General features: G+C 60.4%; 9 protein-coding genes. 6 read left to right on the plus strand and 3 right to left on the minus strand.

Going from position 1 to position 14,591, the window contains the following annotated elements:
- Positions 1 to 3: 3 nt before the first annotated feature.
- Together ACQRC0_RS01870 and ACQRC0_RS01875 are read right to left on the minus strand one after the other, a co-directional pair.
- Positions 4 to 1,281 (minus strand): sensor histidine kinase, encoded by a 1,278-nt coding sequence (locus ACQRC0_RS01870; RefSeq protein ID WP_427727327.1) that lies wholly within the window; start codon positions 1,279 to 1,281, stop codon positions 4 to 6.
- Positions 1,281 to 2,003 (minus strand): LytR/AlgR family response regulator transcription factor, encoded by a 723-nt coding sequence (locus tag ACQRC0_RS01875; protein WP_427727330.1) that lies wholly within the window; start codon positions 2,001 to 2,003, stop codon positions 1,281 to 1,283. The genes ACQRC0_RS01870 and ACQRC0_RS01875 overlap by 1 nt, the downstream gene beginning before the upstream one ends.
- A 242-nt stretch (positions 2,004 to 2,245) precedes the next feature.
- Here ACQRC0_RS01875 and ACQRC0_RS01880 point away from each other — a divergent pair, with 242 nt between their 5' ends.
- The 5 genes from ACQRC0_RS01880 (at position 2,246) to ACQRC0_RS01900 (ending at position 11,619) form a co-directional block, all read left to right on the plus strand.
- Positions 2,246 to 7,486 (plus strand): MBG domain-containing protein, encoded by a 5,241-nt coding sequence (locus ACQRC0_RS01880; protein WP_427727333.1) that lies wholly within the window; start codon positions 2,246 to 2,248, stop codon positions 7,484 to 7,486.
- Positions 7,487 to 7,751: 265 nt separating this feature from the next.
- Entirely contained in the window at positions 7,752 to 8,777 is a 1,026-nt protein-coding gene (gene nadA / locus ACQRC0_RS01885; protein WP_427727336.1) for a quinolinate synthase NadA, read from the plus strand.
- Between the two features lie 56 nt (positions 8,778 to 8,833).
- Entirely contained in the window at positions 8,834 to 10,210 is a 1,377-nt protein-coding gene (locus tag ACQRC0_RS01890) for an L-aspartate oxidase (protein WP_427727339.1), read from the plus strand.
- A 3-nt stretch (positions 10,211 to 10,213) separates the two neighbouring features.
- Positions 10,214 to 11,074, plus strand: coding sequence for a carboxylating nicotinate-nucleotide diphosphorylase (nadC, locus tag ACQRC0_RS01895; protein WP_427727342.1), 861 nt, complete (start codon positions 10,214 to 10,216; stop codon positions 11,072 to 11,074).
- Positions 11,074 to 11,619, plus strand: coding sequence for a transcription repressor NadR (locus ACQRC0_RS01900; protein WP_427727345.1), 546 nt, complete (start codon positions 11,074 to 11,076; stop codon positions 11,617 to 11,619). Before nadC ends, ACQRC0_RS01900 begins: the two co-directional genes overlap by 1 nt.
- Positions 11,620 to 11,855: 236 nt before the next feature.
- Here ACQRC0_RS01900 and ACQRC0_RS01905 read toward each other — a convergent pair whose 3' ends face one another.
- The gene (locus ACQRC0_RS01905) at positions 11,856 to 12,107 is read right to left on the minus strand and encodes an indolepyruvate ferredoxin oxidoreductase subunit alpha (RefSeq protein ID WP_158564522.1); all 252 of its coding nucleotides are present in this window, start codon (positions 12,105 to 12,107) and stop codon (positions 11,856 to 11,858) included.
- 590 nt (positions 12,108 to 12,697) lie between these two features.
- Between ACQRC0_RS01905 and dnaK the strand changes: the two genes are divergently transcribed.
- Positions 12,698 to 14,590 carry a molecular chaperone DnaK gene (dnaK, locus tag ACQRC0_RS01910; RefSeq protein WP_154518137.1) on the plus strand — a complete coding sequence of 631 codons (1,893 nt, stop codon included), beginning with the start codon at positions 12,698 to 12,700 and terminating at the stop codon, positions 14,588 to 14,590.
- Position 14,591 lies beyond the last annotated feature (1 nt).

Consider the following 14,591-nt stretch of genomic DNA (forward strand, 5'->3'; position numbering starts at 1 on the left):
CCCTTACATCACTGCGCGAAACTCAAATCGATCGCCGTGAATGCGAAACTGGCAGTTGCCGTTCATGCGCTCGACGGCAAGCTTAATGCTCCTGGTTCCAAAGCCGTGTCCGGTGTGCTCGGCCACGGGCATGCCGTCGACCATGCGCGGCGGGCGCCCAAACGTGTTGGAGACCAAAAGTAGCAGTTGTCCGTCCTCGCAACGCAGGTCCAGATCGATAAATCGCTTGCCCTGGGGAGCGGCGCTTGCGGCGACGATGGCGTTGTCCAGGGCGTTTGAGAGTACGCTAAACAGATCGACGTCGGCTACATGGACGCTCTCGGGCACGGCGGCGCGCAAATCGGCGCTGATGCCGTTTCGGTTGATATCGGAGCTAAATGACGAAAGCACGATATTGACCGTGTCGTTGGCGCAGTAGCGGCGCACAGCGGTGCGGTCGTTTGTCTCGCAGAGCTCGTCGATGCGCTCGAGCGCCTCGTCGATGCGGCCCTCCTCGATCAAAGCTGCAAGGCCGCGCAGGAAGTGCCGCATGTCGTGGCGGAGAACCGAAAGCTCCCGTCCAGATTGGCGCCAGGCCTCGAGCTCCTTGATGGCTGCGCTATCGCGGGTCGCGAGCATCCAGCGCTCGCGCTCGGCGATTTCCTTTGCCTCGTATTCGCGCAGATACACAGTAAGAAACATGAGGTAGAACGCGCAAAGCGCAAACGCCAAAAACTCAACCGTCACCACGGAGCCCGAGTGGAAGAGCGTGGTGTAGACGTTGGTGGCGTAGTCAAAGATGTAATAGACGAGCGGCAGGATGAGCAGAATCTCGAGCTCGGTGGGGGTTTTAACCGCCAGGCGCGGACCGATGTCGCTGGCCCAATGCAGCAGGATTGCAAAGACGACGGCCGTGGTGATAATGCGTGCCGCGTAGTACGCGATTTGCGAGTCGGTGGCGGCGAGCGCGGCGATGCCCATCCAGTTGCTGAACTGACAGCTCAGATAAGCACTGGTGACGCCCAGCATAACGAGCAGCGGGCTCAGGCGATAGCGCGCGCACAGGTAGATGACGAGCGGCAGATGCACGACGAGCGGATATACCTGACGGGCGAAAAGCTCGCCGCCGACGGCATTGGCGAGGCCGAATGCGCATCCGGTTACGGCGCCGACCATCACCAGCTCAAGCGCATGACGCCGGTTGATCTCGATACCGCAGAGCGCCGCCGAGGCAAAAACGCCAAAAAGCAGGGTCGTTGCGTGATGGATTGCCCAAAGTACCATCTCGGCCGCGGGGAGCATTAGCGCCTCCCGCTCTCGAACCGTGCCGCAAAGTAGGCATCCTGGAAACCCTGCTTGCAGCTGCGCGCCAGCGGGATGCAAGCGCCCGAGCGCATGACGATATCCGTGCGGTTGAAGTGGTCGATATTGCGCAGGTTGACCTGGTAGCTACGGTGACATTTAAAGAAGTTCGCGTTTTTGGCCAGCTGGTCCTCGATGTTGCGGAACGGCTCGAGCGCTTCGATGTCGCGCCCGTCGCGCAGGTGGAATACCACGTGCTTGTTGCGGGCCTCGGCGTATTCGATATCGGACAGGCGCAGGGCATGGTATCCAAAGGACGTTTTGGTCACGAGCTCATCGGTCGCGTCAGGTCGCATGCTCGAAAGCTCGTCGAGCAGTTGCGCCAGACGTTCGTACGTTACGGGCTTGAGCAGGTAGTCGAAGGCGCGGACCTCATAGGACTCCAGCGCGAACTCGGGCGATGAGGTGAGGAACACCAGTCGCACGGCTGTATCGGATTGGCGCAACTCCCGCGCGGTGTCCATGCCGTTGACGAGCGGCATGATCATGTCGAGCAGAATGATGTCGGCGCGCGATGCGGCATGGCGGGCCAGCAGGTCCTCGCCGCGCGTGACGAGTGCAACGTCGACCGCCGTGCCCGTCTCGGTCGACCAGCGGTCGATCATCCGGTGCAGTCTATCTAGAAAAGCGACGTCGTCGTCGCAGGCGATGATCTTGAGCATTCGGGCCCCCTTAGTAGTTCGATTTTGCCACATTGGGTGCGCGCCGCCCGCGGAGGAACACCCCGTTTGCGCCCCACGGTGCGCAACTCGCGCCGAGCGGCGGGGCGTCAGTTTTGACGGCCGCACAATACTTCATGGATACACATGTCAATCGATGCCGGCGGTCGGACGGGGAGTCAGGCCGACCGCCGGCGCCAAGCGATAGCGAACATTGCGAAAGCATAGAGGTAAGGGGAGCTGTGATGAGGGGGAAGAAGATGGGGATGCGCGCCGCGCTGACGCGTCTGCTGGGTATCGCAACCGTGGCATGCGCGCTCGTGGCAACGCCGGCCGTGGCAAACGCCGAGACGCAGGTGCCTGCTAATACACAAGTGCTGTCGCTTGGACAGGCCGGCAAAGAGCCCGTTAAAATCACCGAGCCTGGTTGCTATGTGCTCAGGACAAGCGAGAATCAGACCACGCCCTCCTCGGGCTACGTCATCGACGTTCCGAACTCGACTTCGTATAACCCCGTGACGATTTACATTGATGGCACGGTCTACGTGAACAGCTATACGAACTCGTCGGTAGGTCAAAATCGATGGCTGTTCAACATTAAACAGGGCAGCAATATCGAGTTCATCGGTATCAACAACCCGTGCGTCAGCTTTCATGATCAGAATGGAGGGAGCCAGTCTGTAAGCGGGTTTTTGACCGACCGATATTACGACGGTGGCTACAAAAATGCTTCGGGTGACATCTCGGTTAGCCTAAAGCTCGGCGATGGTTCTCAGAACTTTTTCCTCTCGTACAGCAGCAGGGTCAACCAAAAGGTGCCTGCGATTTCGTTGGGAAGCACCGAGGGCGAGCTGACCGCCAAGTTCGAAAAGCTGAAGATCCAAGGCTATGTTGGTAGGTCGGGCGCAGTGGCGGGCAACGCTCAAGAGTATGCCGTCCCTGCGCATCTCTTCCGTGAGGGCAGGGATACGACTGGTGGCAACATCAATCCCTTCACGGCGACTTTTGCCGACTGCGAGTTCTACGATACGTCCGGAGACTTTAATGGTGCTGTTTCCGTCGATGGCAACAGCAGCTTCAAGATGCCCAAAGACGGAAGCGCTGTCGCAAAGTTGACAGCGACGTTCAACAATTGCAGCTTCAGTGGCAGCAATGGGGAGAACCTGGGTGTCAGGCAGACGAACAATAGCTATGAGTCGGTCGAAGCGTCTCGTTATTTTGCTAACTCCTCTATTCTTAATACTTATGCTGTCGCCGGCGTGATGGGCGTCACCAACGCTACGGTCAACCTCAACAGCTGCACGATGAGCAACTTCCACAGCACGCGTTCGAGCTCCGCTGACAATACTTTGACGGTTGATGCCCTTAATGTTGCACGAAGCGCTCGCTGCAACATAAACGGTGGCGAAATTTCTCGCTATGGCGCGCGCGGCAATACGTGCGTGGTTTACGCCGCCGGGACCCTTACCCTCAATGGATCGCCGGAAATCGCGAGCTACTGGAAGAACAGCCACGCCGACGATACTAATTATGGTGACAAGTACACTGAAGCTGATAAAGCTACGGGAACCGCCAAGAGCCTGTATGTCCCGAAGAAAAAGAGTGTCGATGCCAACGTCCCGGCGCTGCATATCGCGTCTGACTTCTCCGTACGCGGAGGCTTTGGAGACAATGTTTGGATCTCGATTGAGGAGACCGCGGACAGTAATGGCGTAAAGTCGCGTGTCCTTGGCACCTGCGAATCCAACGAGATCGAAGGCGTTGTGCCAGACGGCTCGTCCGAGAACGACGACAACTCCGACAAGTACGAGATCGTGAACCTTAAGGGCGACCTCACCTTCCGCGAGACCATCCACCAGCACAAGTGGAAGGTTGAAGCTGATGGTTTGGGCGTTCGTGCATCGTGCGTGGGCCCGTTCCGCAACAGCGAGTGCGAATATGGCAAGGACGAGAACGGTGAGGTCAAAAAGTACCTGACGGCCACGTACAAGCTCTCCATGTCCAAGGCAACGAGCTCTCAGGGCACCGAACTTGTCTATGACGGTTGCCCGGTAAAGATTGCTTTGAATAAGGACGGCGCGTGGAATCTAGAGCAGATGGGCGTGACGGCCAGCGATGAATTCACGTGGTATCAGTGCAAGTCCCAGGCGGACGCCGAGGCATATAAAAACGGCACCAAGCTCAAGGATGCTCCGGCGGACGCTGGCTACTACTATGTCGTCACGAGCTTTAAGACTGCCTCTGGTCAGACGCTCGAGGGCAAGAAGGCCTTTGAGATTTCGCCGCGTCGCCTGGTTAGGGGTCAATCCTACCAGTTCACCCTTAAAGACGGCGGCAAGGGCGCGGGCAAGTATGCCTATGACGGCAAGGAGCATCAGCCTGTCGTCGAAAGTGCAAAGTTCAAAAACGGTGCCGGTGAGTGGGTCGATCTCGTTGAGGGCAAGGATTACGAGCTCAACGCTCGAAGTGAATCCGGACTGAAGCAGACCGAGCCAGGGCAATACGAGTGCATTGTCATCGGTAAGGGCAACTTCACGACCGATGGCGGCACCACAAGTGTTCTGACGCTCAAGTGGGAGATCGTTGATGTTTCGCGCTTTGACCTTGAGGTCACTGGCTTTGAGGGCGACTATGACGGCAAAGAGCACGGCATTACGGTCAACGTTAAGAATGACCCCGTTCCGGCGGATATGAAAATTGAGTACCGTGAAGACGGCGGTGATTGGACGACGGACAAGCCGACCTATTGCACTGCGGCCGAGTACACGACCTATTACCGTGTGACGGCTTCTGACTACCTGACCGTCAAGGGCAGCGCGACCGTGAATATTTCCAAGGCCGGTCAGGACGCGCCGACTGGGCTCGTGGGTAATAATTGGACCACGTGCAGCAGCGAGGACGGCTCCATCTCGGGCGTGACCAAGAAAATGGAATACCGCCACGAATTCAGCAAAGACTACCAGAAGATAACGTCTGACGATAAACTGACCGGTCTTGCGAAGTCGGGAACGTACTACGTTCGCTATGCCGAGGATAACAACCACAATGCGTCGCCCGATGCCGAGGTCAAGATCGAGCAGGGTCCTCATGCCGTTGCTGACAATGCAGCTTGGAAGCCGAATGGCGAAGGTAGCCACGTTAAGGTCTGCGAGTATTGCAAGAAGGCTCAGGAGCGCCAGCCCTGCAGGTGGAAATATGAGATCGTTACGCCCGCCACGCCTGAGGCCGATGGTGTTCGTCAAAAGGTCTGCAGGGTTTGCAACGGCAGGTGGGATGAAGAACGTTATACCTACGTGGATACTTACGCCCCCACCATTTATGACCTCTGGGTAGATAAGGCCTACTGCGAGAGCGTCTCGTTTGACGTGTTCGATGACCGCGACGAGACGGTGGCGGTTACCGATAACGGCAAGGAGCTCACGGCTGGCAAGGACGGAAAGTACACGGCTAAGGCCGCTGAAGGTGATGCCGGTGCTGAGCATGTAATCGTGGCTACGGACACTGCCGGCAATAAAGAGACCATCACAATTAAGATGTACGCCGAACATGCGTACGAATGGACGATCGACAAGCAGCCGACGGTTACCGAGACCGGCTCCAAACATGGAACGTGCTCCGTGTGCGGCCATGAGTCGGGTGCGGTAGAGATTCCGGCCCTGGCTGTTAAGGGCTATTCGGGCAAATATGACGGCAAGGACCACTCTGTCGACGCCTCGGCGCTGCCCGAAGGTTCCGTCGTTGAATACAAGGCTGCTGACGGCGGCTGGACGAGCGTTGCGCCCAGCATCAAGGATTCCGGCAGTGTGACGGTCGACTATCGCGTCACGATCGACGGCGCGGCGGTCGACGGCAAGGTGACGCTTGAGGTCAAACCGCGTGCGATAACGGTCGCGGCGCAGGACGCCTCCAAGACCTACGGCGAGGCTGATCCCGTGTTTACGTGGGATGTCACTGCTGGCAAACTCGTCGCGGGCGAAACGCTTCAGGGCCTCGAGATCAAGCGCGAAGATAGCGACAACGTGCGTGATGGCGGCTATGCTCTGCAGCTGACGCAACCTGAGGGTGCAAACCCCAACTACAACATCACGTTTGTCGACGGCGTGTTCACCATCAACCAGCGTCTGCTCACTGTGGCATGGGGCACCACCAAGTTCACCTATGACGGCAAGGAGCACTGCCCCGAGGCGACGCTCGGCAACGTCATCGGCAAGGATGACCTTGGCGCGACCGTCGAAGGCTCCCAGATCGAGGCCGGCGCTTCTTACACGGCGAACCTCACCGCACTGACGGGCAAGGCCGCGGGCAACTACGTGCTTCCGACTGAGGGCCTGACGTGCGACTTCTCCATCAAGAACGCCGAGCAGGGCGCGCCGGTGGTCCAGGTTGCGGCCGAGACCGTGAGCGGCAAGCGTGACGGCAAGATCACGGGCGTCGGCGCGACGATGGAGTGGCGTGCCAAGGGTGCTGACGAGTATCAGGCGGTGGACGAGGGCACGGCCGAGCTTACGGGTCTTGCCGCCGGCACGTATGAGGTGCGCTACCAGGCCAAGGCCAACTACGACGCTTCTTCCGCCACCGAGGTTACCGTGGCGGCCGGTCCCAAGCTGGTCGTGACGCTGCCGAGCAATCAGGTGGGCTACGCGCTCAGCTCGACGGCAACCGAGCTCGATTGGCACGGGACTGCAACGCTCACCATGGGCATCGACAGCGCGTACTTTGCGGGTAAGGACTACGCCGTCAAGGTCAACGGCAAGGCCGTTAAGCTTTCCGCCAAGGGCACCTATGAGCTCAAGGACGTCGAGGGCGATGTGAACGTGACGGTCGAGGGCGTGCTTAAGCACGAGCCCGACGGCTCCGGCTGGGCACGCGATGCCAAGAACCACTGGCATAACTGCCGCTGCGGCAACATCATCGACAAGGCCGAGCATACCTTTAAGTGGGTTGTCGACAAACCGGCGACTACCGAGGTCAAGGGCAAGAAACACCAGGAGTGCACCGTCTGCGGCGAGAAGGGCGCAACCGAGGAAATCGCGATTCTGGTACCCGAGATCATCGACGGTAAGGGCCAGACGATGGTGGTCGACGCCGCCAAGGACCTGAGCTTCCGTTCGAGCGCACCGCTCGCATTCTTCCAGAAGGTACTGGTCGACGATAAGGAGGTCGCGGCCGAGAACTACGTGCTCACCGAGGGCTCTACGATCGTGACGCTCAAGGCGAGCTTCCTGAATACGCTCGGCGTGGGCGAACACAGGCTGAGCGTGGTTTCGACCACGGGCACGGCCGAGACGACCTTTACCGTTGCCGAGGCCGCCAAGCCCGCTCCTGGCCAGACCACCACGACTACGACTTCCAAGCCTAAGAAGAGGGCTAGTAAGGAGGCGTTGCCTGAGTCCGGCGACAGCACTTATGTCATTGCGGGTGCCGTACTCGCTGCCGGTGCGGCAGTCCTGCTGCTGGCGTGGGCCATCATGAAGCGCCGCGCTTAACCGCGCACCAGCTCCCAGCGGGTCCGGATCGAGCGATCCGGACCCGCTTTTATGCCCACCGCCTCTCGGACCAAGATGAAACGGGCCGCTCGAACCGTGTGGCGGATCCATTTTCGACTGTCCTCAGCTTGCCAGTTCGAAAATGGACCCGCCCCAAGATTGAATCCTTATTCCAACTTTACACTTGGCTTTACAGCTGTCTTGTCAGCTGTAAAGCCAGGTGTCATACTAAAGCCCCAAGATTCGCCAAAAGAGAGGGGCCTTGATGGCACAGAGCGCGAACATGGATGCATCGGAGCTTGCACGCGATATCGCGGCCGGCCTGGCATCGGCAACGACGGCAACGGAGCGCGCGGCACTGGTGCCCGCAGAGCTCGTCGAGGCCATTCATCAGCTAAAAACCCAACGTGACGCAGTGATCCTGGCGCACTATTATGTGGCGCCCGAGGTCCAGGCCGTTGCCGATTACGTCGGCGACAGCTTCTACCTGGCAAAGCTCGCCAAGAGCCTGCCGCAGCAGACTATCGTGCTGTGCGGCGTGGAGTTTATGGGCGAGAGCGCCAAGCTACTCAATCCCACTAAGACCGTGCTGCTGCCCGAGCCGGGCGCGGACTGTCCCATGGCGCACATGGTCAAGCGCGAGACGGTCGACGCGGCGCGCGCCGAATATGGCGACGACCTGGCCGTGGTGTGTTACGTCAACTCGACGGTCGAGATCAAGAGCTGGAGTGACGTGTGCGTTACCAGCTCTAACGCCGTCAAGATCGTCTCCGAGCTGTCGCAGCAGCACATCTTGTTCATTCCCGACCAGAACCTGGGCCGCTTTGTGGCCGAGCAGGTGCCCCAAAAGCACGTCATCCTCAACAACGGCTACTGCCCGCGCCATCACATCATCACCGTCGAGCAGATCGTCGACGCACAGGAGGCGCACCCCGACGCGCTCGTGCTGGCGCACCCCGAGTGCAAGGCCGACGTCCTGGCCGAGGCTGACTATATCGGCTCCACTGCCGGCATCATCAAGTATGCCGAGGAGTCGGACGCGAGCGAGTTTATCATCGTGACGGTCCGCGGCGTGCTCTACGAGCTCGAGCGCCGCTGTCAGGGCACCGGCAAAAAGTTCTACTTCCCCGCGGTGCAGCCCACCTGCGTCAACATGGATCTTATCACGCTCGAAAAGCTCGTGCGCTGCCTGGAGACGGGCGAGGGCGAGGTGCAGATTGGCGTGTCGGATGAGGCCGCCGACCAGGCCAAGCTCACGCTCGACCGCATGCTCGAATACGCGGCGCGCTAAGCCAATGTGACATGAGGGACCATCCCTTATGCCACATTACAAGGGAGAGGATTCCTGTGGAAACCAAACAATGCCCCGACATGGAGTGCGACGTCGTCATTGCCGGTTGCGGCGTGGCGGGCCTATACGCGGCCCTCAATCTGCCGACGAGCACGCGCGTGATCATGCTCTCCAAGGGCGCTGTCGACGAGTGCGATTCGATGCTCGCGCAGGGCGGTATCTGCGTGCTTCCCGAAGGCTCTGACTACGACGCCTTCTTTGAGGACACCATGCACGCCGGCCACTACGATAACCGCCGTGAGAGCGTCGACATCATGATCCGCTCGAGCCGTTCGGTCATCAACGACCTGCTGGCCATGGGCGTGGACTTTGAGCGCAAGGCCGACGGCAGCCTCGACTTTACCCGCGAGGGTGCGCACAGCCGCCCGCGCATCGCCTTCCATGCCGACATTACGGGCAAGGAAATCACGACCAAGCTCCTCCAGGCCGTTCGCAAGCTGGATAACGTGCAGATTTTGGAGCACGTGGCCATGACCGACATTCTGACGGGCGAGCGTGATGGCGCCACGGCGTGCCTCGGCGTCGTCGCCGTTCCCGTGGACGAGGACAACTCGGTTCGCCCCGCCGACGAGCTGGCAAATGCCGCCGAGGGCGTGCATGCCGGCGAGCCGTTTAAGATCCATGCCCGCCACACGCTGTGGGCGACAGGCGGTATCGGCGGCGTATACGACCACTCGACCAACTACCCGCAGCTCACCGGCGATGCCTGCTACATCGCCCAGGAGCACGGCATTAAGATGGAGCACCTGGACTACGTGCAGATTCACCCCACGGGACTGTTCTCGCCGCAGCCGGGCCGCACCTTCCTGATCAGCGAGAGCTGCCGCGGCGAGGGCGCGATTTTGCTCAACGCCGCCGGCGAGCGTTTTACCGACGAGTTGCAGCCGCGCGATGTGGTCGCCGCCGCTATTCGCGAGCAGATGAAGCAGGATGGTACCGAGCACGAGTGGCTGAGCTTTGCCCCCGTTGAGCGCGACGTGGTGACCGGACACTTTGCCAACATTCGCGCACGCTGCCTGGAGGACGGCCGCGACATCTTGGACGAGCCCATCCCCGTCACACCCACGCAGCACTACTTTATGGGCGGCGTGTGGGTCGACAAGGACGGCCGCACCTCGATGCCCGAGCTCTACGCCGCCGGCGAGACGGCCTGCAACGGCGTTCACGGCAAGAACCGCCTTGCATCAAACAGCCTGCTCGAGGCGCTGGTCTGGGGTCGTCGCGCCGCGTGGCACATGCGTACCGGCGAGTCGCTCGCCGTGGAGCAGGCGGGCGAGCCCGCGCTCGATGGCCGTCATCGCGCCCTGAGCGCCGACACCCTGGCAATCGATGATTTGGCCCGTGCCGCCGGCACGCAGGCCGTGGAGGAGTAGACCATGAACCCCATTACCATGAAGCTCGTCGTCGATGATCTGATTCTGCAGGCTCTGCGCGAGGACATTACGTTTGAGGACGTGAGCACGGCGAGCGTGTGCCCCACGGCGCGTCCCGCCACGGTGGAGCTCATCGCCAAGGCCGATGGCATCATCGCGGGCCTGGATGTGTTCGCTCGCACCTTTGAGCTGCTGGATTCGCGGAGCTCGGTGCTGTTTGATGTTGCCGATGGCGACGAGGTGCACGCCGGCGACCATGTGGGCCAGGTACGCGGCGATGCGCGCGTGCTGCTTTCGGGCGAGCGCGTGGCGCTCAACTACCTGCAGCGCATGAGCGGTATCGCTACCTATACGCACCAGATGGCTGCGGCGCTCGAGGGCACCAAGACCGTGCTCGTCGACACGCGCAAGACCACGCCGGGTATGCGCGTCTTCGAGAAGGCCGCGGTCGAGATCGGCGGCGGCAGCAACCACCGCTACAATCTGTCGACGGCCGTCATGCTCAAGGACAACCACATCGACGCCGCCGGCGGCGTGACGCGTGCGATCGAGATGGCGCGCGCCCATGCATCGTTTACCGCGACGGTCGAGATCGAGTGCGAGAACCTGGACATGGTGCGAGAGGCCGTGGAGGCCGGCGCCGACATCATCATGCTCGACAACATGACCCACGATGACATGGCTGCCGCGATTGAGCTTATTGCCGGTCGCGCCAAGACCGAGTGTTCGGGCAACGTGGATGCCAGCAATATCCGTGCGCTTGCCGACCTGGGCGTTGACTTTATTAGCTCGGGAGCGTTGACGCACTCTGCGCCGATTCTCGACCTCTCGCTTAAGCACCTGCGTCTGCTGGACGGTAAATAATGGACGCCCGCGAGCGTCGCCGTGCCATCATGGGCGTGCTCGAGCGAGTCAAAGACCCCGTCTCCGGCAGTACGCTTGCTCGCGAGGTGGGTGTGAGCCGCCAGGTTGTCGTGCAAGACATCGCCCTGCTGCGTGCCGATGGGCACGATATCGTGGCGACCAATCGCGGCTACGTGCTGCAGGAGGCCCCCAGCAGCCCCGCCGTGCCCACGCGCCTGGTCAAGGTTCGCCATAGCATGGAGCAGGCAGGCGATGAGCTCACGAGTATCGTCGACGCCGGAGGCGCCGTGCTCAACGTGATCGTCAATCACCGCGTGTACGGTAAGATCACGGCCGACCTGGACATCCGCAATCGTCGCGATGTTGAGCGTTACCTGCACGATATCGAGAGCGGCAAAAGCTTTCCACTACTAACGGTGACGAGCGGCTATCACTTCCATCGCATCGCGGCAGAGGATGAGCAAACCCTCGACGAGATCGAGGCTATGCTCAAGGAGAAGGGCTATCTGGCAGACCTGATGCCCTACGAAGACGATCTATCGTAGCCGATGCTGCAAACGCCCCTAAGCGGCAATCTGACGTTCAATCGTCGGTCGCGTACAAAAGTACGCTTCCCTCCTCTTTCACGTCACCTTGCTCGCTTAGGGGCGTTTTCGCTGACTTATGCTCAACCTGCGACGGTGCCAAATTAGCTATCCGCAAAAAAAGAGGCCTCTGCGGCGATGCGGAGGCCTCCTTTTTTGTGCACGGTGTACTTGTGAGTGTGCAAGTGGGGGAGTTGTTACTCCTCGACGATCTCGGTGATCGCGCCGGCGGGGCAAGCGTCCTGGCAAGCGCCACAGGCGACGCAGGAGTCCTCGTCAGCAACGGTAGCGACGTCCTGGAGCTCCAGAACGCCAGCGGGGCAGGAGTCGACGCAAACGCCACAAGCGATGCACTCGTCGGCATCAATTACGGGATGAGCCATGGTAGTTTCCTCTCTGTTGACCGACGCTACAGGCGATGCGCGCCGGTTTGATTCGGGCAAAAACATACCACGTGAGCGACCGTTTGCAATACCCTCTGGCCGGCATCTTCATACCATTCGCCGAGTATGCCACGGCTTACTAAGAAACGCACTGGTGAGGCTGGTGGGCTGTGCATATGTTAGCTAAAGGTGACTCGAATTATTGAGCAATTGAGTGGGCTTTCGGAAAGCGCATCCCGTTACCTGGTCGAAAAACGGGTCGCAGTTTCCGGTTGGGCCCGCTAGCGGAAACTGCGACCCGGTATCAGCTCTCAAAACGGGATATGGTTTCCGGTTGAGCCTTCAGACGGAAACTACGACCCGGAATCCACGCTCAAACCGGGACGAGCTTTCCGTAAAGCAGCCCCAGGCACCCCCGGCCCAAACCTCAGCCATCTCTACATAGATTTCGATAGATTTGCCGAGAACTCAATCAGCACATCTACCTGCGCATTCGAGAACCTAAACTCTAAGTGATAAGAAATCTTATATGAATTGACTTAGATTTTGTATATTCCGGTCCATAAGGGGATACACTACATCCTGAAAGACAAACCGAAAGACCGCTTGGCAGACCGCCGAGTCGGTGCAAACGCACAAGAGAGAGGGAATTTCTAATGGGCAAGATTCTTGGTATCGACCTTGGTACTACTAACTCCGCAATGGCCGTTCTCGAGGGCGGTTCTCCGACCATCATCGTGAACGCCGAGGGCGACCGCACCACCCCGTCTGTCGTGGGCTTCCGTGCCGACGGCGACCGCGTCGTGGGCAAGGCCGCTAAGAACCAGGCGGTCACCAACCCCAAGAACACCGTGTTCTCCATCAAGCGCTTCATGGGCCGCAAGTACTCCGAGTGCACCTCCGAGCTCAAGACCGTGCCGTATGAGGTCAAGGAGGGCCAGGGTGGCCGTGCCGTCGTCGACATCGAGGGCAAGGAATACACCGCCGAGCAGGTGAGCGCCATGACGCTCGCAAAGATGAAGGCCGACGCCGAGAAGTATCTGGGCGAGACCGTCACCGACGCCGTCATCACCGTCCCGGCCTACTTCAACGACGCCCAGCGTCAGGCCACCAAGGACGCCGGTAAGATCGCCGGCCTCAACGTTAAGCGTATCGTCAACGAGCCGACCGCTGCCGCTTTGGCCTATGGCTTGGACAAGCAGGGCTCCGACCAGCGCATCCTGGTCTTCGACCTGGGCGGCGGTACCTTCGACGTCTCCATCCTCGACCTCGCCGACGGCGTGTTTGAGGTTCTGTCCACCTCGGGCGACAACCACCTGGGCGGCGACGACTGGGATCAGCGCGTCATCGACTGGATGGCCGATAAGTTCCAGCAGGAGAACGGTGTCGACTTGCGTCAGGACCCCATGGCCCTGCAGCGTCTGAAGGAGGCCGCCGAGAACGCCAAGAAGGAGCTCTCCGCCGCCCAGCAGTCCACTATCAACCTGCCGTTCATCACCATGAACCAGTCCGGCCCGCTGCACCTCAACTACACGCTGACCCGCGCCGAGTTCGAGAAGATCACCCGCGACCTGCTCGAGCGCTGCAAGCAGCCTGTCACCAACGCCCTGCGCGACGCTAACCTTAAGCTCTCCGATCTGACCGAGGTCATCCTCGTCGGCGGCTCCACCCGTATGCCCGCCGTCCAGGAGCTCGTCAAGACCATGACCGGCAAGCAGCCCAACATGTCCGTGAACCCCGACGAGGTCGTTGCCGACGGCGCTGCCGTCCAGGGCGGCGTGCTCACCGGCGACGTCGAGGGCATCCTGCTGCTCGACGTTACCCCGCTGTCGCTGGGCGTCGAGACCATGGGCGGCATCATGACCAAGATGATCGACCGCAACACCACGATTCCGACCTCCAAGACCGAGGTCTACTCCACCGCTGCCGACAACCAGACCAGCGTCGAGATCAACGTGCTCCAGGGCGAGCGCGAGCTTGCCCGCGACAACAAGTCGCTCGGTAAGTTCCAGCTGACCGGTATCCCGGCTGCCCGCCGCGGCGTGCCGCAGATCGAGGTCACCTTCGACATCGACGCCAACGGCATCGTCAAGGTCTCCGCTAAGGACAAGGGCACCGGCAAGGAGCAGCAGATCACCATTTCCGGCTCCACCGCTCTGTCCGACGAAGAAGTCGATCGTATGGTCAAGGACGCCGAGGCTCATGCCGAGGAGGACAAGAAGCAGAAGGAAGAGGTCGAGGTCCGCAACCAGACCGACAGCCTGTGCTACTCCACCGAGCAGACCCTCAACGAGCTGGGCGACAAGGTTTCCGCCGACGTGAAGTCCAAGGCCGAGGCCGCTATCGCCGATGCCAAGAAGGCGCTCGAGGGCTCTGACGTCGAGGCCATCAAGGCCGCTGGCGAGTCCCTGCAGTCCGTGGCCTACGAGCTGGCTCAGGTTGTCTACGCCGACGCTCAGCAGCAGACCGACGGTGCCGCCGGCGCCCAGCCTGCCGACGATGACGTCGTCGACGCCGACTACGAGGTTGTGGACGACGAGGACAAGTAAT

Origin of the sequence: Collinsella sp. SGI.033 (assembly GCF_050315135.1) — a bacterium.
Taxonomy (GTDB): Bacteria; Actinomycetota; Coriobacteriia; order Coriobacteriales; family Coriobacteriaceae; genus Collinsella.